Raw genomic sequence first — 25,547 nt, forward strand, 5'->3', positions numbered from 1 at the left:
ACAGACAACTCCCGCCCTTTGAACAGTTAAATTTTAGTCCAGGAATCCGATACGGTTTTTATGAGTGAAGTGGCTAAAATTTCAAAAACACAAGAACTACTATTTTCTCACCTTGATAGAGTCAGAAAATCTATTGGTGAAATTAAGATCGGCAGTCCAGAGCAGTTCCCCTATGGGTGGCGTAAAGCAGCTAAAGGAAGAACGGTGTGGCGTATTCTAGAAGAGTGCTTAAACCAAAAGCTAGAAACTTCCAACACAGGGGAGTCAATTTTTACTCCTGCTGATTCTGAAGTGGGCGTATTCGACTTTCATGCAAACTTCGCCTCTGAAAATTGCGAAGGCTTTGTGAATATAAAGTCAGCAACCAAAGGCAGAAAGAATAGCAAAGACGATTTGAGTAAAGCCATCAGGCTTATCGAGTTTTATCAACAGAATCCAAATGCTCACATCTTTATTGCAACTTTTGAAATAGAATTCCTAGATGATATGAAAATTGCTTTACCATCGTGTTATGTGATGCCGTTAGCTTGGATACCTGACGTCTATGTTAACCCAAGCAACAATGGGAACTTACAATCAGCAAAGTACAAAGACTTAGACTTGGCGGTTAAACGCACAAATCAAGAGTTTTATGATGAGTTAGTGAAGGCAAATGAGGTAGCAATTCAAAAGAAGCGTAAAAAGAGCTAAACAAGAATTTCCCTAATTCGATTATTAAATGATTTATTATCTATTTCCCCGCACAATAGACTTCGATATACCTCAGAAAGGTTTTTTGTCAGTATCTCATCATCCTCAAAATTCGGGCAAGGTATGCTTTGAACGTCTCTAGGCTCAAACTTGTTTAGCCCATCGCCCAACTTACGAATATTTTGCCTTACAAGCCCAGCCGCAACATCAGACATCAAAAATGCACAAACCGCATCAAGTAATTCCTGAGGGTGATTGCCTTTAAGAAATAAACCATGAAAACAAGTGAGATTTGCTACTTTCGCTCCGTTAGATATCACTTTCACAGAATCCCGAAAAAACGTACCGATCAATGCAGGGGCTATTTTAATGTTTTCCATGCTATACCAGGGAGTTCTTCTCGCAGGCAGATATTTTTTGTCTACCCCTAAACTTAATCCATGCTCAATGTAAGCAGCAACTCTTGGGTCCTTAGAATCTTTCTCCTTCAAATCAAGTACATAAACTGGTTTGTCGTTAGATTCGATTTGCTCAACTAATTTATCAGTTAGCTGAAGTCCACTAATATGCGTACTTTTTGTTATGCATAATTGGAAATATTTAGGGTTTAGATCCCACTCTTTGATTTTTGATTTGTCGAAAATATAAAAATTATTAGCTCCAGTAGCAAGACCTCTACTACATCTAACAAAGTCGCCAATTTTTCGAGTAAAACTATCGTTTAATTTAACTTCAGTTCCTATCAAATTCCACTTGGACTCGGCCGGAAGTTTGTCATATTCGATTGTGCTAAATATCTTTTCTAGTCCCTTTGCATCCCCTTTTTTGTGGTTCTGCAGAGATGAAAACAGCTTGCTCCAATCATCATTACAATTGATCCTATAGTACCTTAAATTAGAAGATTTAGTTTTTTCAAATAAGACAAGACAGCTAGTAGTAATGGCACTGTCAAACAAATTTAGATTCGAATCGAAAAACACAAAGCGAATATCAATGCCTAGCTTCTTCATGTAGGCTTTGATTGGCGTACCATAGTCGGTATTGAGAAACTCTTTCGGAATTATGAATGCTCCTCGTCCACCGTCTTTGATCTTGTCTAGAACCTTTATCAAAAAGAAATTATAGAGATTTGTCATTGAGGAAATTTTAGCCCCAACAACTTTGGAAAAGTGATCTCTCTTTTCTTGTGACAAGCGAGATACTTTGTAAATGATGTAGGGCGGATTACTGATAGCTCTATCAAACTCAGGGAGTGAGGCGTCTATAAAATCTTGCCCTAGTATTTCTATATTATTGAATGCACCAAGCCTCTCAAGTAGGTCCTGAGACCTTAACCTGAGCTCTCCATCTACCTCATAGCATATCAATTTTTTATACTGACCTTCAAAATGTTGATTTATTGCCCATTCGAAAACACCTAATCCTGAGCCTGGATCTATAATTATCGAATCAGAGGAGGGTGACAGCCATAAAGCTAAGGCTTCAGCTATCTCTGGTGGAGTAAAAAATTGCCCATAGTTTTTTAGGTGATCCTTATCTCTTGTAGAGTAGTAAGAGGAATATTCTCCAGTTATTTGATTCGTGAATAAGTTATTTTCCTCTAACAAGCACCCCTCCAAGATTGGCTTGAACATTACTAAAAAAAGAGACAATGGTCACGGTCATATTGAATTTCCGCATACCGGACATGTCCCACTGGTGTCCCAAAAATGTCCCACCTAGAATGATATCCAGTGATGTACGGTGATATTCAAGAAATCCGCCCCTGATAACCCATTGAAAGTAGTTATTAGGGCTCTTCCCGGTTAAGGGTGGGAAACGCGGCGTTAAAGGCATAAAAAAAGGAACCATCTAATTCCTCTCAGTTTTAAGGTTTGAGTTGCGAAACAAAAACTTTAAACAAAAAGGATCTTCGATGGCTCCTATTCATTCTCGTGTATCACACTTTGTGCTCTCACCTGAACTAAAACTCACTGATCATCGCTTTTTAGGGCGTTTCCAGACCATTTTTGACGTGCATAAAGAATCCTCATTCGAAGTCTGCCCTAAATGCGCTACCAAATCCTTCTCCGTCCACGATCGCAGGTGGGTCAAAATCAAAGATGCACCCATCAGAGGAAATGGAATCCTCCTCAGAATTCGAAAACGACGCTTTAGGTGCCCCGCTTGCAAGGCCGTGTTCACTGAACCCGTCGGACTTGTTCAGAAAGGCTACAGGACCACGAGACGATTTAGAAAAAACCTGGCTTGGTCCTGCAACAACCTCCTTGATCTCAAACGCGTCCAAAAAGCCCACAAATGCTCCGCCTGGCTCGTTTACAAGGTCTTCTATGAACAACTCGAGCTAGAACACAGAAAAATCAAAAACGACCCCTGGCCAAAAACCATTGGCATCGATGAACACACCTTCAAACGCAATAAAAACAAGGGGTACAGAGAGTTCGCAACTGTCCTCGTCGACTACAATCACAGACGAATCAAAGAAGTCGTGCACGGAAAAACTGCTGCTGGACTTCAACGGGATCTCTACCATATACAGGGGCGAGAAAACGTCCGTAACGTCGTCCTCGACCTCTGTGACCCATTTAAAAAGTTCGCCAAAGAACACTTCCCAAATGCTCGCATCGTCGCCGACAAGTTCCATGTGCTCAGAATTCTAAACCCAGCCATCAATAAAAGAAGAACCTCCATCACGGGCGATAAAAGATCCAATCCCGTTAGAAAACTCCTACTTAGAAACGGATTTAAACTCGAGTACTTCGAAAGAAAAGCCCTCTGGAAATGGCTCGATCAAAACCCTGACGTCAAAGAAGTCTACTTCTACAAAGAAGCACTTCATCAGCTCTACCGCACCAAAGGCTACCACAAGGCATCCAGAGCCCTCACAAGGCTTACTGATGAAATGGCCCACTCAAATCTACCCGAAATTAAAACCCTAAGGAAAACCCTCATGAAGTGGAGAAATGAAATCCTGAACTACTTTATAACACGACTTACCAACGCAAGAACCGAAGGCTTTAATAACCTCGCAAAGCTTTACCAGAAGAGGGCTTTCGGATATAAGAACTTCGAAAATTACCGACTCAGACTCTTAAATGCAGGTATTTAGAGGGTTTTAGACGCACTTCCACCATCTACCGAGTAGAACCGTAGAACCGTAGAACCGAAATTACTTAATTAACAATACTCTCGCAGTTAATGCGGCGAGAGGCGCATAATTTGGTGGAGGCGGTGATTCGATCATAAGTTGTTGAATTCACTGCCTCTAAACTCCAATCAACTACAAATTACTACATGTGAGTCAACCACAGCCTTCAGTTTGCTTCGGATTAGACATCCTAATGATTACCAATCCACCCCGAACTACTATTGCAGAGACTATAGCCCCAATCACCAGATCAGGAATATTGCTCTGAAAAAAGTAGACCAAAATACCTGAAACAATGACTCCAGAGTTCACAATAACGTCATTAGCTGAAAATATCCAGCTTGCCTTCATGTGGACTTCACCATCTTTGTGCTTATGAATGAGTGCTAGGCACCAAACATTTGCAATCAAAGCGATGATAGAAATGGAGATCATGTAACTAGATAGTGGTTCACTTCCGAAGTAGAGCTTTCTGGCAACTTCTAAAAGGCATAAAACACCTAAAGAAATTTGCAAAACTCCGCTTAAGTATGCCGCCTGATTCTTTACTTTCAGGCTTCTTCCCACAGCATAGAGGCTCACACCGTAAACTAGAGAGTCTGCTAACATATCTAATCCATCTGCGACCAGCCCAGTGGATTCAGCATATAAACCAACAAAAACCTCTACGAAAAACATCGTAAGATTGATTCCAAGGAGATATTTGAGAGTTTTGGCTTCAACACTAGACTTTGCATCTGGAACATCAGCAATCTCTATTGCAGATGAGGACAAAACCTCACCTGGCAAAGAAATGCTCTCCAATCCATTAATTATCATTGCCTCATCACAATCATGATAGAAGGTCACAGCCCTTTCCTGAAGATCAAACTCCATTCGGGATTGTGGACTGGTTCTTTCCATCATGCCCTCGATCATCTTGATCTCTGAAGGGCAGTCCATTTTGGCAATTCTAATTACGGTTTTTTTCATCCTGCCTATCCTGGGAATCGAACCAGGGTTATTGTGGTGGAGGCGGTGGGAATCGAACCCACGTCCGCAAGCGATTCACATTAAGGCGCTACATGCTTAGTCGATATTTTTAGAGGAACCACAGAGCTTCTACCGACAAAATATCTACGGTCCCTCCCCCAGATTGTTTAAGTGAGTGGCCCTGGAGAAAACAACCAATCACCGAGGTAACTACAGTTACACCTTCCAAATAGCGTTACCAACTACCTGGTCGACGTGCAGCTTAATTAAGCTGCAAATGCATAGTTGTCGTTAGCAACTATAGGTTGCTCGTTTTTAACGAGGTCCACGAGCGCCCCGGCATGCTCCCTAAGCTTCACTACCCACGTCGAAGCCATGTCGCCCCCATATAGGTTTTGATACTTAAAGACTCTTATTTGTAACACAAAGGCCTGGCTTTTGTCGAGAGGGCAGTTCTAAGGTCGCGGAATAAGGGGGTATTCATCAATTATATTGGCGGGCGTAGGAGCGCAACTTTACCCTGTGGGCTGGGTTTCTTCTAATGTTTGCACCCAATCTGTCACTTAAAAAAGGGAGTCTGTATGTTCACTCGTTATTTGGTTCTGGCTGCGGCCATTTGTCTTTTGTCCCCACTGGCCTCGGCGGAAAAGTTCCGTGAAGCCTGTAAAGAGGATATCAAAACCTTTTGTACCGATAAGGGCATTAAGCCTGGTGGCGGGAGAATCCTGTCGTGTTTGAAGGCCCAAGAGGCTAACTTGTCCTCGGGTTGTTCTGCAGCTATGGCTGAGGGAAAACAAAAAATGAAGGACTGGCATGCAGCCTGTAAGGGTGACATTCAAACTCACTGCAAGGGCATTCCTCCCGGCAAAGGCCGCATCCTTTCTTGTCTTAAAACCAAAGAGGACAGCCTGACCTCTGAGTGCAAAACAGCCATGTCGAGTCGGTGATGAAAATCGATATCCGAAAATCTCGCAGACCGCGCACGAACTGTGGCGCGGATTTGCTCTTCTGTTTTGTCGCCTTAACTTTGCCACTCAACCTGGCCTGCACACCAAGCTTTTCGCCTAGAGTGGTCGAGACGCAGACCGGTGATGACCTTCATCTCGGGGGCTCCTCGCAAGACCCCCTTGAGATCCTTGAGGTCGACCCGGACCAGGCCCCGCCTGGTCTCGAATCCGAGTTGATTGAGATCGCAATGGAGAAGGTTGACCCCTCACTCCAAAGACAAGATTCAACGCCAAGTCTTGTGCTTGGAGTTGTGACCAGGGACTTCTCCCATGTTTACTCGCTGGGCGCCTCTCCCCAAGGTGTGCGCCCGAATATGAGAAGTCTCTACCCCATCAGCTCGGTTTCCAAAATGCTCACGGGATTGATTGCAACTACGGCTATAAAACAGGGACTCCTCTCTGGAGAGACACTAGTCTCGTCGGTGATTCGCCCTGAGTTAGCCGGTCTACTTGATTCACGACTCACCATTGATCATCTGCTCAGCCATTATGGTGGCTTCGAAGCCATGCCCAAGAATTTAGATAGCGGTGTCCCCTTGAGTCCTGCCTTTGGCTATTCAATGGAAGACCTAGGGGCATGCCTGGAATCCCTTTGCCCAAGAATAGGGCTGCCTGGAGAGAAGTACCAATATTCCAATCTGGGGCTTGGCCTTCTGGGAGTGGCGCTTGAAGACCACCTAGGTGCCGCCGATTACTCTGAGTTACTCACTCTCTGGTTAACAGATCCTTTCGGCATGAACGACACCGTACTTAGTAGACACATCCTAACGATCGATCCAAATCAACAACGCCTTATCTCGGGAATTGGACAAGGTGGTCAGGATGTCGATCCGGCCCAGATGGGGGTTTTGTCAGGCGCAGGCGAAGTCGTCACCACCGCTTACGACATGGTTTTGTTACTTCAATCCCTGGTGTTTGCGGAATCAGGGTCTTCAGCAGACTTGGCTACCCGGGAGATCGCCTCAATCAACAACACCCACGCCATGGCCGCAGGCTTTGATATCTCCAAAGATCGCCCCTATGTTCTCTACTACAAAGGCGGAAGCCAACCTGGTTATGCGTCATTCATTGTTTGGTCTCCCGAGCTAGGAGCTGGACTTGTCCTTTTATCCAATAGGGGGAGCTTCTCTTCACACACCAAAGATCTCTCGTTCCGTCTCATCGACAGAATCGCCAGCGAGTAGCTAGGGCCCAGGCTTGCAATTTTTCTGGGCCATGGATTTTTTCCCCTTTGAAAGTTTGACCATTCTACATTTCTGACTGGGGCGGTGGATCAAGCCGCCCCTTGTGCGTTAACTGTACTGAAAAGTGTACGGTTATGGGGGCTATTGCCTGCAGGGTCTGTCTCGACCCAAAGGGCTTAGGCCCAGTCGAAATTTCAACAAACAAAGGGGTTTTCTATGTCTCAATTTATGCGCGTTTTGTCAGCCGCATTGATTTTGGTTTTTGCCACGGCTTCGTTTGCAGCCATTAATCCTCAGTCGGTGGTCGCTGAAGATGTGGCCACAGCGGGTAAGCTTGATGAAAAACTGACCGGCCTGGGTCAGCTGGATCTGGAACAACTGATTAATCAAGACACAGTGGAAGATATCTTCCGCACGCCTGCCGGTGGAGAGAAGATGCAAACGGCTTCACTTTGGACTTGCCGGGCTCACACCTACTGCCGCAATGGTCGACGAATGTTGAGTGACCGTCACCTTTTGGTATTGCTGAGCGTCCGAAAATCGCACAGATTTGCCTGTTCGGACGCTCTCTACAGCTGACATGGCGGGTGGGGATCGGCACATCGGTTGCTGGGCATATCTGACGTGTCTAGAAAGAGCGTCATCTACACCTGTGACCACCCCTATCATGTTTCTGCCCGATTCAATAATCGAGAGTGGCTAGAAATCCCGATGAGCTATGCCTTCGGGATTTACGGTAACATCCTGTCAGAAAGTATTGATAGGTATCACATCCATCTTCACGCTTTTGTGCTCATGAACAACCACTTCCACATGATCGTATCTACCCCAGAAAGCAACATTGGAAACTTCCTGAAATACTTTATGACTAAAACCTCAAAGGGCATTGCCAACAGATCCCAGAGAATCAACCACATCTATGGCGGAAGAAATCACAAATCTCTCATCGACAACTCGGTCTACTATGCTCACTGCTTGAAATATGTCCTTCGTAACCCCGTCAAGGCTGGCGTATGCACCAAAGTGGAGGACTACCCATGGTCCTCTATTTCAAAGAAGGGAAACAAAATCTGCCGCCTCATAACACCACTATCTCTTGGCCATGAAGAGCACCTACCGACAAGCACCAAAGAGAGAATCTCCTGGTTTAATGTCCCTCCTCCAGCAGAAGTGGATCGAGTGATTTCCCAAGCCTGCAAAAGATCCATCTTCAAACCCAAAACCGACCACCTCACCAAAAAACACCCCAACCTATTCGCCCACCTCCCGACCCCACGCAGTACCAAAAAGTGACGGTCACCTAACTATTAAAATGGGGCCGTTTCAGAGTTTTGAGCCTGTTCCTGTTTACGATCTTGCAGTTGAATGACGTAGCGTTGGTTTGGCAGTAGGTAGAGTTCAAAGCTCAGAGATTCACCAGAACGAGATGGCCATGCACGGCCCACTCTGTTCCAGGCGGTTTTCTTTTCTACTTGTCCGTTGACTCTTGTTTCATATTCTTTAGCGACAATAACGTCGAAAAATTTTGTACTCATGTTCATTTCCTTCCCTTTGTGGTTGATATATAAAATCTGGCGTAAGTGAGTTTGGTAAAGTAAGTTCGCCAATTGACCAGAGGTAAAAGTCGTAGCAATCGAGAATCACAAGACACCTCTGGAAACGACTCCATAGGAGTAGTCGCCCAGAGCATCCCCACGCATGATTCGTTCATTTTCTATTTGGTTCTGACGAGCCTTCTTTGATCCTCTAAACTCAATGTCTCGCCAAGCCAGATATCCGATGTCTTGCTCAGGTGAAAAATTGCAGTTTATGCAATGTGCGTGCGTTTCAAGTAGTTCATAACTTTGATCCCCGCAGCGGGGACATTTATTGAAATACATTTGCTACCCCTTTCTTGAGCGCCAATCCATTCAGCGCCTTTCACTTATTTAAGTTGCAAGAAAGTGGGCAAGTTGTGCCAAGTTGGTGTCCGTCTGTAACAGCATAGAATTGCGATTGAATTTTAAGTGCATTCAAAAAATGGAACTTTTAAAATGACTAGATAGTTTCAATAATGAACATTCTGGTGGAACAAGAGATGGTTCATTTTCGGGACTTTGGAATTTCAGAACAAAATACTTAGATCTTAGGCACATATTAGGTGCGGAGCATCAAGCCCCATCACACGGATTGCCAATCAACAGTGTTTAAGAAATGCTTCAAAAGGTTTTGATATTCTCATTAACTTTGATAAGTTACTTGCCAATGAGAATCTTTTTATTGGTTTATTTCACATTTTCAATTCTGGTAGACCCTTGGGTCGATAGTAAGCCTAGTGATATAGAAACGCACAATGAAATCCAAGTAGCGTCAACCCAGAGCCAAACAGTTAGTACAGAGGGAAGCCAAGCTTTAGATATTCAACAAAAACAAGAATCCCATCATCACAATGATTGTCCAGAAAGTTGTCCAGAACACACATGCCATCTCGGACATTGTGGGTTTTTAGTTGGTGACCGAATGTCAACTATTCCACCGGCTTCCAATGAACAGTTTAGTGAATACCGTCAATTTGCCCCCAGTGGACCAGTCTTCGGAATTAAAAGACCTCCTAAATTTAATGCGTAAATCCGCATAAAAATAATTTGCACAATTAAATATTTAAAATTTAGGGAGGACTTTATGAAGTCTATATTATCAATTTGCGTTTTAGCATTTATTTTGAGTGCATGCTCAACCTCGCAATCAAGGCGTGATCCAAATTGCGCTAAAAATAGTGACAAGAAATGCGAAAGCTCTACAACTAAATCTTCTCACGATCACTCGAATCATGTGAGAGAGCGTCCATAAGGAGAGAAATATGAGACTTAAGCTATTCATAGGGCTAATTACCCTGCTTTTGTCACACCTTTCTTTTGCACAGGAGGGAGCTATTAGCTCCTCCTGTCAAAAGCCAGGGGATAAAAACAAACTATTTTGGTGCTTAGTAAAAAGTAAACCTGAAGTAAGACTCCAAGAAGTTGACGTTAAAGTTCGTGACAACGCCATATCTGAGGCAGCTCAGATGTTGAACCCCGAACTAGAGATTGAATCCATTGACAATAAAGCAGGTGGGCTAACAAGCGAAGTAACGTTGAAGCACACTTTTGAGTTGGGAGGAAAACGTGGCTCAAGAGAACAGGTCGCTATGGCTGAAAAAGGAATTTCTGAAACGAGACATTTAGCGGAATTGGAAGAAGCTTCTAGAGAATTCGCTGTTAAAATTTTCAGACTTAGACAAATTAATACTGAACTTGAACTTGCCACTGAAAATCTTGAAACCTTTAGAGGCATACAACGGCAATATAAGAAGTTAGGCAGGCTTAACCCAGAGCAATCCGTTTCGGTCTCTGTATTTGAAATCGCAGAGCAGGAAACAGAATTAAAGAAAGAGGCATTATCTCTCAAGAAAAAAAACCAAATTTTGAGTGAGTTTCAGTCAATACTTGGAAGTGGATTTGCATTAAACGAAAAACTGCTGCCAGACTTACGATCCGATTGGCCTAATATAAATGTTGATGAGATTAAAAACTCAACCCATTTGAATCTCAAAAAGAAGTAGATTTAGCGTCAGCAAAATATGGATTAGCAAAATCTGAATCCTGGCCTGACCTTTCAATTGGACCGAAGATTGAGCAAACCACAGGAGACGTAAACGAGACCACATTTGGGGTAGCGCTAAGTTTACCTCTCCCTATTCTTAGCCTAAATGGTGGAGGTAGGGCAAAGGCGTCCAGTGAGCTTCAAAAAGCTGAGTTACAAAGAAAATTAATCTCAAATCGACTGGAACAATACAAAAACTTTCTTTTAAGTTCATATCTTTCGTCTTCAAAGATAGTCCAAAAGTCAGTTAAACGAGCAAATATTCAAAAACGTCATAAAAATCTCCATACTCTTTTAAATAGAGGAGTTGTGAACTCAGCTCTTGTTATTGAGATGCACCGAGAGGTGTTTGAGTTTTATGAAGGCTTGCACGAGCACGAACTCAAGGCCATTGATGCGCTTTGGAGACTATACGCTCTCAAGGGCACATTACTAAAAGAGGAGATTTAAACTGTGAAAAATTTTATTACAATAGTTGCAATTCTAACAATGGGTACATTTTCTTGCTACTCTATAGCTGAAGATGGACACGATCATGACCATAAATCCGAGAGACACGAATCAGGCCATGACAGAGATCACGACCATAAGAATGAAAATCATGACGAACACGAGCATGAAGAAGAGGAAGATGAAAAGCATGGGCATCATGGGGATAAGGAAAATCGCGACAGCCATGAAGGACATAACGATCACGACGATCATGGATCTGAGGACTCCCATGGACACGGGCATGGTGAAGAATCCTTTGGCGAGGGAAAAGCCATTACTGCCGTATTTAATGAGGGGGAGAAATTTAAGCTCTCAATTGAATCAGAAAAACTGCTTGGAATTAAAACCTCACCACTTGAACTAGCTGGTGGTAGCAAATACAAAATTTCAAACGAATCTCTTGTTCGGTATCAGAACCATTTAGGTGTTTTTGTTAAAAAAGATGGCTGGTTTGTTCTTATTAAATTGGAAAAAGCTCAACCTAAAGAAAACTATTTTGTTATTGAATCAACTGAACTGAACAAGGGTGAACAAATTGTAAATTCAGGAGTTTCACTTTTAAGAGTGGCTCACCTTCAGGCATCTGGTCAAGGTGGCAAAGGCCATGCCCACTAAGGAGTTGAACAATGTTAAATAAACTAATTAAAACTGCGATTTATAATAAAGGTCTCACCTTCACACTCACTCTAGTGGCAATTTTTGCGGGATGGATGTCGTTTCAGACTCTACCCATTGATGCCGTTCCAGACATTACAAATGTACAAGTTCAGGTGAATACTGCTGTAGAGGGCTTAATTCCTGAAGAAATTGAAAAGTTCATTACCTACCCAGTTGAGAGTGAAATGGGAGGAATTCCCGATGTGGATGAAATTCGTTCGATCACACGTTTTGGACTCTCTCAAGTGACAATTATCTTTGAAGAAGGAACGGATATTTATAGAGCCAGACAGCTTGTATCCGAAAAACTTCAGTCTATAAAAGATGATCTGCCAGGAGGGGTGCAACCCAAACTCGGACCAATCACGACTGGCTTAGGAGAAATTTACTTTTACGCATTAGAGGCAAAAAAAGAAGCCCAAGGGCAAGAGCGACTCGAACAGCTTATGGAGCTAAGAGCCATTAACGAATGGTTGATAAAGCCACGGCTACTTACTGTTAAAGGAGTTGCCGAAGTCAATGCCATTGGTGGTTATGAAAAACAGTATTTCGTAAAACCCCGCCTAAAGGATTTGTCAAAGTATGGTATCCACTTACATGAAGTCGTCGAAGCCATTGAAAGAAATAACCGCAATACGGGTGGTGGTTACATCCAACAAACGGCTGAACAGCTTTTAATTCAAGCTACAGGATTAGTTCGTTCTCCAAAAGATATCGAAGACATCGTTATTAAGAAGTTGCCGAATTTTAGAACCGTTACTGTCGGTGACATTGCAGCGGTTGCTCTTGATCGAGAGTTAAGAACAGGTGCTGCACTTGTTAATGGACAAGAGAGCATCATAGGCACTGCTCTAATGCTTTTAGGAGAAAATAGTCGAACTGTTGCTCTTGATATTGAAGATAAAATCAAGGAAATCAAAAAAAGTATTCCTGACTGGGTGAAGCTTGAAACAATCTACAACAGGTCAGAGTTAGTCAACAGCACTTTAGGAACCGTAGAAAAAAACCTACTTTTCGGTGCCTTCTTAGTTGCCTTGATACTTCTTATTATCATCGGTAATTTCCGTGTTGCTATTATTACGGCGATTACTATTCCTCTTTCGCTTCTAACTACGTTCATACTTATGCGCTATTTCAATGTGTCCGGTAACTTAATGAGCCTTGGAGCATTAGATTTTGGAATTATTATTGATGGGGCTGTTATCGTTATGGATAACTGTGTTCGATTTGTTTCAAAGAAGGCCAAAGAACATGGTCGACCCTTATCTCGTGAGGAAATCAAGAAGGCGGTTCTTGAAGCGACCATAGAGATTCGCTCTGCCGCAGGTTTCGGGCAAATGATTATTATCGTAGTATTTCTTCCAATCTTTGCTCTAACAGGTGTTGAGGCAAAAATGTTTGTGCCTATGGCAGCCGCATTTTGCTTTGCCCTAGGGTCGGCTTTCATTTTTTCTTTCACTACAATACCAGCACTTGCGGCAAATTTTTTATCAGGAAATGCTTCTAGCAAGCAACCTTGGATCATGACTCAGATAGAGAAGGTTTATAACCCAATCATTCATGCTGCTCTAAAGATGAAACTCGCTATTGTTGGGGTTGGTGTTGGAGCTATCGCTGCTGGCATAATTTTATTTTCTTTTTTAGGGTCAGATTTTTTGCCCCAATTAGATGAAGGGTCCATTGCTGTTCAGTTTGTCAGACCAACAAACATCAGCATAGATCAATCTGTTGAAATGCAAAAACTTTCTGAAAAAGTAATTTTAGAGTTTCCAGAAGTGAGCCGGGTTCTTTCTAGAATCGGAACCGCAGAGGTGGCAACCGATCCTATGGGGCCAAATCTCTCTGATACTTATATTTTACTAAAGGAGAAAACCAAATGGCCATTACAAGATGGTCGCAAGAGAACAAAAAATGGACTTATCGCTGATATCAAAGAAAAATTAGAGTCACTCATTCCTGGGCAGACTCTTATATTTTCTCAGCCAATTCAGTTGAGATTCAACGAGCTTTTAGAAGGAGTACGTGCAGACGTGGCCTTAAAAGTTTTTGGTGAAGACATGGATCAAATAACCGAAGTAGCTGCTCAAGCCGCACAAATTGTGGGTCGTATTCAAGGTGTTGGTGAGGCCGAGGAAGAAACTAAAGGCAAGTCCCCTGTATTAAGAATAAACCCCATTAATTCAGAGCTTCAACGCTTGGGATTGGCCAAGGAAAATGTTCTTTCTACGGTGGAAACTGCAATTGGAGGTACAGAGGCCGGTAGCTTGTACGAAGGAGTAATGAGATTTCCAATCGTTGTACGTCTGAATGAGAATGACCGCTCAAGCTTGGCTTCAATTAAAGAAGTTCCCGTTGGCGTTGGCGAAAACTTTACGATCCCCATTAAGGATTTAGCTGAAGTCAAAATTGAAGAAACCTTTAGCGATATCCGAAGGGAGTCCTCCAAAAAACGAGCCGCCGTTCTTGTCAATGTTAGAGGCAGGGATACAGCAAGTTTTGTTGAAGAGGCTAAGGCGGCAGTCGATAAAGAACTTAAGCTCCCGTCAGGTACTTACATTGAATGGGGTGGGAGTTTTAAAAACTTGGAGAAGGCAAGAAATCGGCTGATGATTGTTGTACCTTTAGCCTTACTTTTGGTTTTCGTAATGATCTTTATGGCATTTAAGAGTTTAACTCAGACCTTTATCATTTTTGGCTGCATTCCTATGGCCCTAGTCGGTGGGGTTATTGGTTTAATGCTAAACGGTTTGAACTTTAGTATTTCCGCTGCCATTGGCTTTATTGCACTTTCTGGTATCGCTGTACTCAATGGCGTTGTCTTGGTGAGCTACTTTAATAAACTCAAACTTGATGGTTTGACGGGAGATGAGTTGATTCGACAAGGAACCAAGATGAGGTTGAGACCAGTTTTGATGACAGCATCAGCGGCTGCATTTGGGTTTCTACCTATGATGCTGTCTACAGGAAGTGGAGCCGAAGTCCAAAGGCCTTTAGCTTCGGTGGTTGTTGGGGGAATTATCTCAGCGACAATCTTGACACTCATTGTTCTACCTATTGTCTATCGACTATTGGAAAGTAAAATGAAAGTTGTCGATTCTGGTATGAGTCACTAATGTCATGAAGAGTGGTCACTCAGTGTACTTGGGAGGTATAAATGGCTGATTCTTGCTGTCAAAAGAAGGGGGACGATTTAAAGTTACTTGCAAAGAGGCAAGCAAATGTTCTTTGGATCGTACTCGGAATTAATTTGACAATGTTCTTTGTGGAGTTTGCATCTGGAATTTATTATCAGTCACTAGCTTTAACTGGTGATTCCTTAGATATGTTTGGCGATGCTTTAGCTTATGGCAGCAGCCTCTATGTGGTTTCAAAAGGAATCTCTGCAAAGGCAAGGGCATCCCAATTCAAAGCAGTTTTGATGATTGTTTTAGGTATCGCATTTGGAGTCAATGCGACATATAAAGTCTTCTTTGAAGCCAATCCCAATCCAACAGCAATGGTAGTCATTGGGGTAATAGCTTTAGGGCTCAACCTTGTTTGCTTGGCCTTACTGAATCGCCACAAATCTGATGACATCAATTTTACGTCTGTATGGTTGTGTTCTCGTAATGACATTATTGCCAATACATCAGTGCTTGTGGCGGCCGGTTTAGTAGCGATTACTGGCACAAAGTGGCCCGATTTAATAGTGGGAGGAGCCATTGCCTTTTTGTTTTTAAGGTCAGCGTTTTTCATACTGAAAGAGTCAAAATCCATTCTTAAAGAGGCTAATGCGTGAAATCATTTTTTGCATAAAGTCATATTGTTTATACGTTTATTTGGCTCTAAATCTAAAATTTTCATTTCTGAAACATCATGAATCCCAATTTTGAAACACTTGAAAAAGTATTTGGGACTTGTTTAAAAATTGAGAAAAATTGGTACTACGCTCTCTTAATTTTCATTTGCTTTATACAAGAGATCAGAATGAACCTTTTTAGAGAAGGGTTCTATAGGTTTAAATTCAAATGACCTGTTTAGATTCATCTCTATTGGGAACTGCTTTACAGACTCAGTTGGATCAATATTTTTCAGGTTCAATTTTTCAAATCGTCTTTTATCGAATTGTACACTATAGATATACTCATCTTCAATGTTCCCAGATTTTTTGCTAATTCGTTGAGTATAGGCGGAGACAACAACCTCGTTTATAGAAGGACTTGAGTTAAAAATATACTGAGAAATGTAAAATCCAAGCCCCAATACACCGTGAGCATATTCCTCATTCATCAGCTTCTTGGTTTTATTTTTTTCCGAAATCTTTCCAGATTTGAGTACCTTCTTGCTATTAGTGATTATGACATCTTCAATTTCCGGCAAATCTAGATCGACCATTACACATCCATTTTTATCCGCTTCAAATGAGATTGAAGTTTCAAAAGGGTGGTCTAAATCCGCCAAACTAGCCTCTATATCTGCGAAAACAGATTCGAGTTCTTTTTCTACATAATCAGGTTGACCATCGATTAAAGCCTTTGCGTCGTGTATCCTGATTTTTTCCTTTTCGGGATGTTGACTCTCCAATTGTCCTATCTCATCATTGAAGTTTTGAAAATCAGTATCTGCTTTACTGCGAGCCTGCTTCCATCCCTTCGTAAAATTTTGAATTCCTCTTATTGTGAAGGCTACTAAAAGGACTGCGCTCACAATGGTTGGAATTGAACCTTTAGATAGAGCCAAACCATAGATAAAGTATAGCACTGTAGATGTTAAGAGCAGCGCAAGATACGCCTTAGTCCAATAGCTTTTCTTAAATTCGTAGATAAATTTTTTCCTATGATCTGAAACTAATCTCTTTAAAGATGGGGATTCAAGGCCATAGATAGCAGGAGAAAAGTCACGTTCACATAATAATTTGTGCCACTCCTCTTTGACTGTAGCTTCTGGAGCAAATGCATGTATTTTGGTAAATTGCTCATAGGCACGCTGCTCTTGATCTAACTCAGCTTCCGCCGAGGCAATACGAAGCTCTTTTTCTATTCGTCGTTCTTCCGCACGCATTCCTCTGCTAGAGCTTGAAGTTCGGGTGGAATAGGAAATTCCGGTGCCCGGTATTCCGAGTGTTTTTGTGACTCCTCGTTTCCCAATTGTGACCCTCGCGCCACGAACACCTGCGGATACACTCATTCCTGTTTTTCCTACATTTAGTCTCAATCCTGGTGCAATTTTTACTGACCTACGAAACCGAAAACTCACTTTCTATACCTCCAAGCTTCTATGTAGCTTATGCACTTTCTTCTTCAACCTCTTCAACCTTTGTTTCTTGGTGAATTAATTGCTTTAAGTGTCGATCGAGTCGCTCAATTTCTGCTTCTCTGTTTTTGGACCATTCAATAGAGTCAACTCGTTCAATTTTCCACCCACGTGTCTCCAGTAAATGTTGACGGGCAATATCTTTATCTCGTCTATATTGATGAAAGATAAAACCATCACATTCGATGCCTAAGACGTAGAAATTTGGAACTGAAGGATGCTGAACAGCCAAGTCAATAAAGTAACCCGAAGATCCCACCTCCGTTACGACTTTGTAACCAAGGCGCTCTAAACAGTTTTTTACATCAAGAGCAAACCTTGACGATTTGCGGGTAGTGAGCACACCTGAAACCGGAAAGGTGTCAAGTATCGAGCGAGCCTTATCAAACATATTCTCAGACATTGACTTGCAGTACTGCAAGTATCGTCCAAATGTTGTTGCGTCCGGGTTTCGAGTGTACTCTTCATTGCCAGTTTCAAGGATATCTGGATCGAACGAACAAAATACTATATTTTTTTTGCGGGCTCTAGTAATCGCGACATTTAATCTTCTACCACCACCCTTAGTGCTTAATGGCCCAAAGTGCTTTCTAAGTTTTCCCCCAGGCGAAGAGGGAGCATAGCCTATCGAGATTAAAATTGTGTCTCGTTCATCACCCTGACAGTTTTCCAGATTTTTAACAAATAATCCCGAAAAAGCATTCTCTTCATGCAAATTAGATACAATATCAAGGGCTCGTCTAAATTCTTCATCGACTTGGCAGCGCTCATCTATAGCTTCCTCAATTGCTTTTTGCTGGGAAACACCCATGGCAATGATGCCCAGGGATTGATAGGGGTCCGATTTAATCAAACTAGATAGTCTATCAACCACAATATTTGCTTCAATTTTATTGCCTTCTTTTTGCTTAAACACGCCATTTTCTACTAAATCAAAACTAATGCTTCCAGTTTCCTCTTTTATATTTGCTGTTGGAGCTGAGATAAGTCGCCCTCCGTAAAATGCCCTATTAGAAAATGCGATTAGTGACTCTGTTTGGCTTCTATAATGCCAGCTTAGCATCTCACTTGGATAGATAAGAGCAGCTATGTCTAGTACGCTTTCTGGCATAACTTCATCATCTTCTTCTAAGGTGTCGGCAGCAGAACTAAAAAATGTTGTCGGTGGCATTTGTTTTTTATCTCCAACTACAACCATTTTTTTTGCCCTATATATGGATGGGATAGCATCCTCCATTCTTACCTGGGACGCTTCATCGAAAATAATGAATTCAAATAGCCCAATGGAATTTGGTAGGATTTGGCTAATACTTAGTGGGCTCATTAGCCAGATCGGCTTAATCGCTAGCATTGCATTTAATGCGCCCTTTTCCATTATTTCCCTAGGACTGAGAACGCGACGCTGTTTGTTTGCTTCTCTTTCCAAAAGACTGATTCCAAAGTCATCAGCTTTTTCAGCTAATGGTTCAGCTTTTGTATGAACAACATCAGTAGCTTCTGTTTTATGTTGCTTCATTAGACTTTTTAAGTGAAAAATTCTCTGCTTTTGAACCCCTCTATCATAAAGCCTTAGAGCTTCCTGCTCAATCCGAATTTTATCATGCCATGCGTGTACTGCTTGGCCAGTTAAATGATGTGACCACTTTCCGTTGCTTTGAGTGAATGAGTTCACGATTAATTCTTTTAAATCATCACAATTAAAATTTTGTGCAATTTTTCGAATTGTAATATCTATTCTGTCCAATGACTCAATGTCTTTCGACGAGCTCACTAGATTTGCGACTATTCTTTCGAAATTCCCCTCTTCAAATGACCAGTCATTTTTTTTATCAAAATAACTATCGATCTGCTCACAAACTTTTTCAATTGCAACACGCGTCCCTTTCGCTAGTTCCAATAGATTTTTGAGTTGAAGTACATTTTTGACAATTGTCGAATAACTACTATCAATGGGTATTAGCTCTAGACGTTCTAAATTTGAAAATAATTTACTGAAATGGTTTAACTCACCATTCAGTTCTATAAGAAAATCTAAAGATTTTGAAAATTCAGTCTTGCTAGGAATATTTTCTACGCCAAGAAGAGATATTTCTCGATCGAGATCACTAAGCTTTTCAAAAAATGATATAGCATCAACATACAGTTGAAGGTCATGTTCTTCTTTTGGATTCTTAAACAAAGTTGCTCTTAAACTCTTGTGCTTTCTGTAATTAGCGGTAAACCATCTCCAAATACTTGTGTGCGTTCTGTAATATTCTAACACTTGTTTTACAACTTCTATATCCACACCATTTTTTAGTGGCGCTACCCTTTTTAGCAAATCCTGTAATTCTGGGATTATATTTTTTAGCTTCCCAATGATTGCTTTATATGTAGCCTTCTTATTATTGCATTTGTCCCAGGCTTGTTGCCAATAGGGGCTTTTGTCTGCATCGACTTCGACAGAAGAGAGTGCGCTATCTTTTTCAATCAGTTTTAGGTAGTTTAGCCCGTCATTTATTTTATGTGAACTTTCATCAATATTTTTCAACTCATAACAAAGTTCCGAAAATCGCTTTGAACATTCATTTAGACTGTTAGTTAGAGTATTGTCTGCCAGTATCACTTCTGCCTTTTTCCACAGCCAAGGATGAGTGTTGTAGTTTTCTATACGGGAGACTAAGATTTCCAATTCATCTAGCCGTGCTCCTAACAACTCAAGCTCTTCAAAAGTTCTTTGCGATGCAAAATTTCCTAATCCTTCGTGCTTAATCACGTCTTTTAGATCCGCATATAGAGTTAACATGTCGGATACGGCCAGTCCTGAGTTATAGACTTCTGATGTTACCGCTTCCGTATAGGTATTTAATTCGCTTTTAATGTGATCTAGCTCCTCACAGAGTTGGTCCCATTTTTTCGTTGTTTTGGGGAAGTCAGACTTATTGTAAGCATCAATGAATCTACCGTATAGGTCACTACGATCTAAGTCCGAACTATGTATAAGAGCCGCTTTTGAATCTAGGTTCGTTTTTACTAATCGAGAGTAAACTACGTCTAGTGCTGCTCTCTTTTCAGACACAAATAGAACGGTCTTTCCCTCTGCTACAAGATTTGCAATCATGTTGGTGATTGTTTGGCTTTTACCAGTTCCTGGAGGCCCCTCTATTACTACTGCTCGTTCTTTGGAAACCCTCTCCATTGCTCTGTGTTGAGAAGAGTCTGTGTCCATAACAAAATGGTTTAGATTTTCTTTGTAGCAATCCAAATCTTTATCTGAAACACGACTATTTTTACTGTGCGACTGAGATTCTGGTTGTCCCATTAACATCTCTTGTAAAATAGGGTGAGATTCTCCAGACTCCATAATTTCGTTGTAATCATTTAGCAAAGCCATTTTACTTGCATTTATCTGGTCAACGTAAAAAACATCAAACAGTAAAAATTTTCGATTTGTCACAAATTTATGAGCCCACAATTCATCTTCATTAAGCTGTTCCTCAATTGGAAAGGGAACTCTTTCAATAATTTCTCCATCTTCGTTTTTGATAGTTTTGTGTGTCCTGGGTATCGTTGGAACATCTTTGTAAGCAGATGGTGAAGCAAATACTGTTTCTATTTCTAGCTTTTCAAGTTCATTAATGATGAATTCAATTCCCTTTTCAACAGTATCTTCTTCAATACATTCAGGAAGAATTACCCCAAGGTGGTCTTTAAAGTATTGTCTCAGAGTCGGATTTAAGGTTAAGCCTTCTTCTTCAAGAATTAATGTAAACTTACCCGTTTTAGATTTATCAATATCAATTGGTAACTTGAAAATTGGGGTTATAGCCATCCTTCCGACTGCAAACTCAGAACTCAAATGCCATCCCAGAAAAGGGCCTAGTAACCAAGCACCAGATATACCAAACTCTCTTTGATATTTATTGTCAGACAAGCGGACCTTATCTATTTGCTTTTCAATTTCTGGCAGGTTGAATTTTTTTAAAGAATAATGATCTGATAAATCTAATTTACCCTTTGACAGTACCTCGTTTATCACTCCGTTTGACATCCTAATGGGAGAAAATTTTTTGAAATACAATTCACGAGCATCACTGGAAACTTCCGAAGGGAGTTTAGGAGGTTTTGATAAATTTAAGTACGCTGATCTTGAGTGTTTAAAATAAAGTTCTTTATTTCTTCGTGTAAAGTTGACGAGAAGACGCTTATATTTTTCTAATTTTTCTCGAATAATTTCTAAGTTGAACAATGGTCATACCTCTATAATCTCCTCGGCCAAAGCACTGCTGAGATTTAGAGAAATTCATTAAAAATTTCATTAGGTTAAACGAACAAATTACCAAATTTAGAGGAGTTAATGCGCTACAGTGTAAATAAAATCACTTTAACCTCCAGTCACTTTTAATACCCTTGCACTGATGCGGCACATTATGACTCATCATTAAACAAATTCGGTCTCAAGGAGGTAGTTCAGAATTTGGAACACAATAAATCCCAAATTTGAAACACTAATAATTTTATTTGGGACTTGTTTAAAAATTGTGCTACACCTGCAAAACCTTTACTGGAGAGGGTTTTGGGGTGAAAGCAAATTTCAAAATATTGTTAGTCGAAGATATGGAGTCCTTCCGAGATGCCGTCACACAGCTTCTCGGTGTCTACAATGACGTCACCGGTGCTTCTAGCATCGAGTCGGCAAGGCAAGCCCTGCAAAAGGCTGCATTCGATGTCGTGATTCTTGATAAGGGACTGCCAGACGGCGACGGAATAAGTCTCATTTCTGAAATTAAAGACATAAACCCCAATGCGGTAGTCATCATGCTCACTTCCGATTCAGATTTCAGTACAGTAAAACGCTGTATCGCTCTGGGCGCTGATGACTACGTGATTAAGTCAGACAACATCATTCCTGATTTGTTGGTGCGAATTCCCGTGGCTGTTTCAAAGGCCGCTTCAAACAGAAGGCTAATAACACTAGAGCAACAAGTTAAAGATGCTTTCCGATATGAAATCGTTGGGAAGAGTCCAGCAACTATGCAACTTAGAGAAAGCATTTTGGATTTACGAGGCACTTCGGCGCACGTTTTAATTACCGGCGAAAGTGGAACAGGCAAAGAACTTATTGCCCGCCGATTAAACGCTATTGAAGACGATGGGAAACGTCCATTTGTTGCAATCAATTGCGGAGCTATTCCAGAAAATCTTTTAGAGAGTGAACTTTTCGGTCACAAAAAAGGTTCGTTCACGGGAGCCACGCAAGACCGACCTGGCCGCTTTGAATTAGCCCACAACGGCGACCTTTTTCTTGATGAAATTGGTGAAATGCCTCTATCTGCTCAGGTTCGTTTACTTAGAGTTATTCAAGAAGGCGAGTTTACTCGTGTAGGTGATGATCGCACAATAAAAGTTAAGTGCCGGGTAATAGCCGCCACAAACAAAGATTTAGAGCAAATGATTGCTGAGGGAAAGTTTCGTGAAGACCTTTATCATCGCCTGAATGTAGTCCGAATTGAGACGGCACCTTTAAGATTACGAATGGAAGATATACCTGATCTGGCCAGGCTCTTCACATTACAAATAGGTGGTGCAAACTACAAAATAGATGACAAAGCTATCAGGGAACTGGGTGACTATGATTGGCCTGGCAACATTCGAGAACTTAGAAACATCATTGAACGGGCATGTATTTCTGCTCGACGAAGATCATCTGAGCAAATTGAATACGACGACATTTCCATTCAAGCGCCCAAGAACTCTGCCTATAGATTAAGGCAAATCACATGCTCTCTGCCAGAATCGCCATCTGATCTAACGCCGGAAAACTACAGAGAGTTCTTTATAACAGCAAGCCGGGAATACTTTAGAGCAGCACTGGAAGCCGCCAATGGAAACATAAGTGAAATCGCAAACAAAATTGGCGTTGGCCGAACAACGGTCTTTAGACGTATTCAAGAATTAGGACTCAAAGCAGACAAAAAAATTGCTGCTTCAAAGTCACATTTACCATTTTATAGATCGCAACCATTGGGACGCGAGAAACAGGGGGAACTATGAAGTTAAATATTTTATACGCCATTGCGCTGACGATGATTAGCTTTAGCCCCATAGCAAAAGGAGGAGATGAAATGCCAACTGCACAAGAAATAATAGACAAACTCGACTTAACCCCATTGCCAGAAGAAGGAGGTTATTATCGAGAAACATATCGAAGCGAAGGCGACAAATTGCCAGCCAGAACTTTTGGAATTGATGCAGACACAGGCAGATCAATCAGTACCGCGATTTACTATATGGTTACTGCTGACAGCTTCTCTGCGATTCACAGAATCAAAAGCGATGAGGTTTTTCACTTTTATGGTGGCGACCCAGTAGAAATGATTCAATTTGACGACCAAGGAAACCTACAAAGGTTCATTTTAGGTAATGACATACTTGCCGGAGAAACCCCTCAAGTCGTCGTACCCAAAGGTGTTTGGCAAGCACTACGACTTGTAGATGGTGGAAGCTGGGCACTACTAGGCACAACCGTAGCCCCAGGCTTTGAATTTGAAGACTTTGAAATTGGTACAAGAGAGCAGATGACTGAACTTTTCCCTCACTTAAGAAACGACATCCAAAGATTTACTAGGGAGCCAGGACAAGAGAGGTAATTGAGTGAGGTTTTCCAAAAAGATTTTTATATCAGTCTTTGTCGCTACATTTATTGTAGGTGGGGGCATCATTTGGACAGCACACTACTTCGTAAGCACTAACACCAAAGAAAAATTCATTTCCCAATATTCTGTATTGACGAAAATATTGGGGGATACTCTAACGCGCCTTGATTCCAACACTGAACAACTCATGCTTAATGCCGCAAATGTGGTGGCTGCTCGTGATGCAGAAAGAGGACTGCTATCGACTGAAGAACTAAAGGCCATGAGGTCAGAGCTGAATGTTACCCACATTTTTGTTACGGATCGCAATGGAAAATTCATTCGTTCAACAAATGAAGATCCTTCGTTAATTCCAAATTTATTTTCATTTTCTGACGAATACAAAAAACTGATACAGGGAACCAAAAAGTTACATGCAACCCCTGTTATCCAGCCCAATCCGGAACCTAAACCCTATAAGTTCCTTTCTATAGCCAACAGAGATAGATCACGCATTATTGAAGTTGGAGTTCGAGTTGATTTTATTGCTCGTACTCTTGCAGAAGCAATTGGCGCTGACAAAAATGTCGTGTCTATGGCCATGTATTCACCAAAGGGCACTCCATTTGGTCGGTTTGCCGCCAAAGATGTTAAATTTGAAAAGGATACAGCAATTTTCCCTATAAATTTTGAAACAGTAGAGTCATCAGATAGTTTTAAGTTCTATTCAAAGGTTACATCAAGTCACCCGAGCTGTTCGCAGTGTGATAAATCTGGAACTTCAATCAATGGTGAATACTACTATGTCTTAGAGTCCGAAGTGTCTAAGAGCGAGCTAAACGCAATGCTTGCCTCCACTACAAAGGCAAGTATCACCCTATTATTCTTTAACCTTCTCTTGGCTTTGGGAATCAGTCGTTTTCTGTCTCGCCGTTTAGTGCGAAATATTGAAAAGGCGGTGTCTAAGGTTCGTAAAATCAAAGACCACGGACAACTTGGTGATCGCATAAACTTAAAGGGTAAAGATGAAGTGGCGTTTTTGACCCGTGAGTTCGACAACCTTTTGGGAGCAATGGAGAAATCCCGAGAAAAAGTCATCGAAGCTGAGAGGGTTCAAGCTAAAGTGCAAATGGCTAGAGACGTTGCCCACAATATACGCTCCCCAATTTTGGCAATTGAAATGATGTTGCCAACTTTGATTGGAGTGCCTGAGCGGATGAAACGCGTCCTCAAGAATTCCGTGAAGGAAATTAAGGGCCTTTCGGAAAAATTAAAACAAAAAAATGAATCTGGTGATTTCAATTTAGAACGAAGGGCTATAACTGACGAGTTGCTTTTTTTGCCTGTTTTTTTGGATGAGATAGTAAGCCAAAAGAATTTGGAGTTTGGAGAACATGGCTTCATCAACATTGAGTTTAGGAATAAAGGAAACCCCAGTAATGAGTTTGTAAGAGTTGATCCATTGGAACTCAGGTCTATTGTTTCAAATTTGGTAAATAATGCTGCTGAATCATTTGGCGCAAATAGCGGTACCATAGAAGTGAGCTGCCAAGATTTAGACTCTAATATATCGGTTAGTATCGCTGACACTGGCTCTGGAATCCCACCAGAGTATTTGAATCGACTTGGCCGTGAGCAAATTACATTTAAAGGATCTGAAGGAAGAGGTGTTGGATTGTTGCATGCATTCCGAACAGTTGAGAGTTGGGGTGGCAGAATCAAGATAGATTCAGCGCCAGGAAAAGGTACAGTCGTCGCTATTTTCCTACCTAAATTTCCACATTTGTCCAAGTTCGAATCGTCATCTGACGAAAGGTTAAAACGTGACGTGCATTGATCTTTCGTTAGTTTGGAGCAAAATCGTCATTTG

At 41.5% G+C, this 25,547-nt stretch carries 20 protein-coding genes and 1 other RNA gene; 15 read left to right on the top strand and 6 right to left on the bottom strand.

Annotated elements, in window-relative coordinates; all coding sequences use genetic code 11:
• Positions 1 to 60: 60 nt before the first annotated feature.
• Entirely contained in the window at positions 61 to 690 is a 630-nt protein-coding gene (locus H6624_12785; protein ID MCB9085220.1) for a hypothetical protein, read from the top strand.
• On the opposite strand, the gene H6624_12790 is transcribed toward H6624_12785, so the two are convergent.
• Positions 687 to 2,297, bottom strand: a complete 1,611-nt coding sequence (locus H6624_12790) for an N-6 DNA methylase (protein MCB9085221.1) — start codon at positions 2,295 to 2,297, stop codon at positions 687 to 689. The genes H6624_12785 and H6624_12790 overlap by 4 nt on opposite strands.
• A gap of 308 nt (positions 2,298 to 2,605) precedes the next feature.
• Between H6624_12790 and H6624_12795 the strand changes: the two genes are divergently transcribed.
• Positions 2,606 to 3,799 carry an ISL3 family transposase gene (locus H6624_12795; protein MCB9085222.1) on the top strand — a complete coding sequence of 398 codons (1,194 nt, stop codon included), beginning with the start codon at positions 2,606 to 2,608 and terminating at the stop codon, positions 3,797 to 3,799.
• A 192-nt stretch (positions 3,800 to 3,991) separates the two neighbouring features.
• On the opposite strand, the gene H6624_12800 is transcribed toward H6624_12795, so the two are convergent.
• Entirely contained in the window at positions 3,992 to 4,810 is an 819-nt protein-coding gene (locus H6624_12800; protein ID MCB9085223.1) for a cation transporter, read from the bottom strand.
• A 34-nt stretch (positions 4,811 to 4,844) separates the two neighbouring features.
• Positions 4,845 to 5,196, bottom strand: a transfer-messenger RNA (tmRNA) gene (gene ssrA, locus H6624_12805).
• A 195-nt stretch (positions 5,197 to 5,391) separates the two neighbouring features.
• Between ssrA and H6624_12810 the strand changes: the two genes are divergently transcribed.
• From H6624_12810 to H6624_12825, 4 genes are all read left to right on the top strand, one after another.
• On the top strand, positions 5,392 to 5,757 hold the full coding sequence (locus H6624_12810; protein ID MCB9085224.1) for a hypothetical protein: 366 nt from the start codon (positions 5,392 to 5,394) through the stop codon (positions 5,755 to 5,757).
• Positions 5,757 to 7,001, top strand: coding sequence for a beta-lactamase family protein (locus tag H6624_12815; protein ID MCB9085225.1), 1,245 nt, complete (start codon positions 5,757 to 5,759; stop codon positions 6,999 to 7,001). Before H6624_12810 ends, H6624_12815 begins: the two co-directional genes overlap by 1 nt.
• Positions 7,002 to 7,217: 216 nt before the next feature.
• On the top strand, positions 7,218 to 7,580 hold the full coding sequence (locus tag H6624_12820; protein MCB9085226.1) for a hypothetical protein: 363 nt from the start codon (positions 7,218 to 7,220) through the stop codon (positions 7,578 to 7,580).
• 45 nt (positions 7,581 to 7,625) lie between these two features.
• The gene (locus tag H6624_12825) at positions 7,626 to 8,294 is read left to right on the top strand and encodes a transposase (protein MCB9085227.1); all 669 of its coding nucleotides are present in this window, start codon (positions 7,626 to 7,628) and stop codon (positions 8,292 to 8,294) included.
• Positions 8,295 to 8,308: 14 nt separating this feature from the next.
• Here the strand turns inward: H6624_12825 and H6624_12830 are convergent, their stop codons facing one another.
• A complete protein-coding gene (locus H6624_12830; protein ID MCB9085228.1) occupies positions 8,309 to 8,536 on the bottom strand; it encodes a hypothetical protein in 228 nt (75 codons plus the stop codon).
• Positions 8,537 to 9,194: 658 nt separating this feature from the next.
• On the opposite strand from H6624_12830, the gene H6624_12835 reads away from it, so the two are divergent.
• The 6 genes from H6624_12835 to H6624_12860 all read left to right on the top strand — a co-directional run bounded on the left by H6624_12835 (position 9,195) and on the right by H6624_12860 (position 15,549).
• Positions 9,195 to 9,608: a hypothetical protein gene (locus H6624_12835; protein MCB9085229.1), complete on the top strand. Its 414-nt coding sequence runs from the start codon at positions 9,195 to 9,197 to the stop codon at positions 9,606 to 9,608.
• Positions 9,609 to 9,840: 232 nt separating this feature from the next.
• Entirely contained in the window at positions 9,841 to 10,581 is a 741-nt protein-coding gene (locus tag H6624_12840; GenBank protein MCB9085230.1) for a hypothetical protein, read from the top strand.
• A gap of 350 nt (positions 10,582 to 10,931) precedes the next feature.
• Positions 10,932 to 11,072: a hypothetical protein gene (locus H6624_12845; protein MCB9085231.1), complete on the top strand. Its 141-nt coding sequence runs from the start codon at positions 10,932 to 10,934 to the stop codon at positions 11,070 to 11,072.
• A gap of 3 nt (positions 11,073 to 11,075) precedes the next feature.
• Complete coding sequence (locus H6624_12850; protein ID MCB9085232.1) at positions 11,076 to 11,729, top strand: hypothetical protein; 654 nt, start codon at positions 11,076 to 11,078, stop codon at positions 11,727 to 11,729.
• 11 nt (positions 11,730 to 11,740) lie between these two features.
• Positions 11,741 to 14,884 carry an efflux RND transporter permease subunit gene (locus tag H6624_12855; protein ID MCB9085233.1) on the top strand — a complete coding sequence of 1,048 codons (3,144 nt, stop codon included), beginning with the start codon at positions 11,741 to 11,743 and terminating at the stop codon, positions 14,882 to 14,884.
• 41 nt (positions 14,885 to 14,925) lie between these two features.
• Positions 14,926 to 15,549, top strand: a complete 624-nt coding sequence (locus tag H6624_12860; GenBank protein MCB9085234.1) for a cation transporter — start codon at positions 14,926 to 14,928, stop codon at positions 15,547 to 15,549.
• Between the two features lie 155 nt (positions 15,550 to 15,704).
• On the opposite strand, the gene H6624_12865 is transcribed toward H6624_12860, so the two are convergent.
• Together H6624_12865 and H6624_12870 are read right to left on the bottom strand one after the other, a co-directional pair.
• Positions 15,705 to 17,006, bottom strand: a complete 1,302-nt coding sequence (locus H6624_12865; GenBank protein MCB9085235.1) for a DUF4236 domain-containing protein — start codon at positions 17,004 to 17,006, stop codon at positions 15,705 to 15,707.
• A gap of 28 nt (positions 17,007 to 17,034) precedes the next feature.
• Entirely contained in the window at positions 17,035 to 21,291 is a 4,257-nt protein-coding gene (locus tag H6624_12870) for an AAA family ATPase (protein ID MCB9085236.1), read from the bottom strand.
• Positions 21,292 to 21,623: 332 nt separating this feature from the next.
• On the opposite strand from H6624_12870, the gene H6624_12875 reads away from it, so the two are divergent.
• The 3 genes from H6624_12875 (at position 21,624) to H6624_12885 (ending at position 25,514) form a co-directional block, all read left to right on the top strand.
• Positions 21,624 to 23,096, top strand: a complete 1,473-nt coding sequence (locus H6624_12875) for a sigma-54-dependent Fis family transcriptional regulator (protein MCB9085237.1) — start codon at positions 21,624 to 21,626, stop codon at positions 23,094 to 23,096.
• A 71-nt stretch (positions 23,097 to 23,167) separates the two neighbouring features.
• A complete protein-coding gene (locus tag H6624_12880) occupies positions 23,168 to 23,692 on the top strand; it encodes a cupin domain-containing protein (protein MCB9085238.1) in 525 nt (174 codons plus the stop codon).
• Between the two features lie 4 nt (positions 23,693 to 23,696).
• A complete protein-coding gene (locus H6624_12885) occupies positions 23,697 to 25,514 on the top strand; it encodes a HAMP domain-containing histidine kinase (GenBank protein MCB9085239.1) in 1,818 nt (605 codons plus the stop codon).
• The last annotated feature ends 33 nt before the right edge of the window (positions 25,515 to 25,547 follow it).

Source organism: Pseudobdellovibrionaceae bacterium (assembly GCA_020635075.1).
GTDB lineage: Bacteria > Bdellovibrionota > Bdellovibrionia > Bdellovibrionales > UBA1609 > JADZEO01.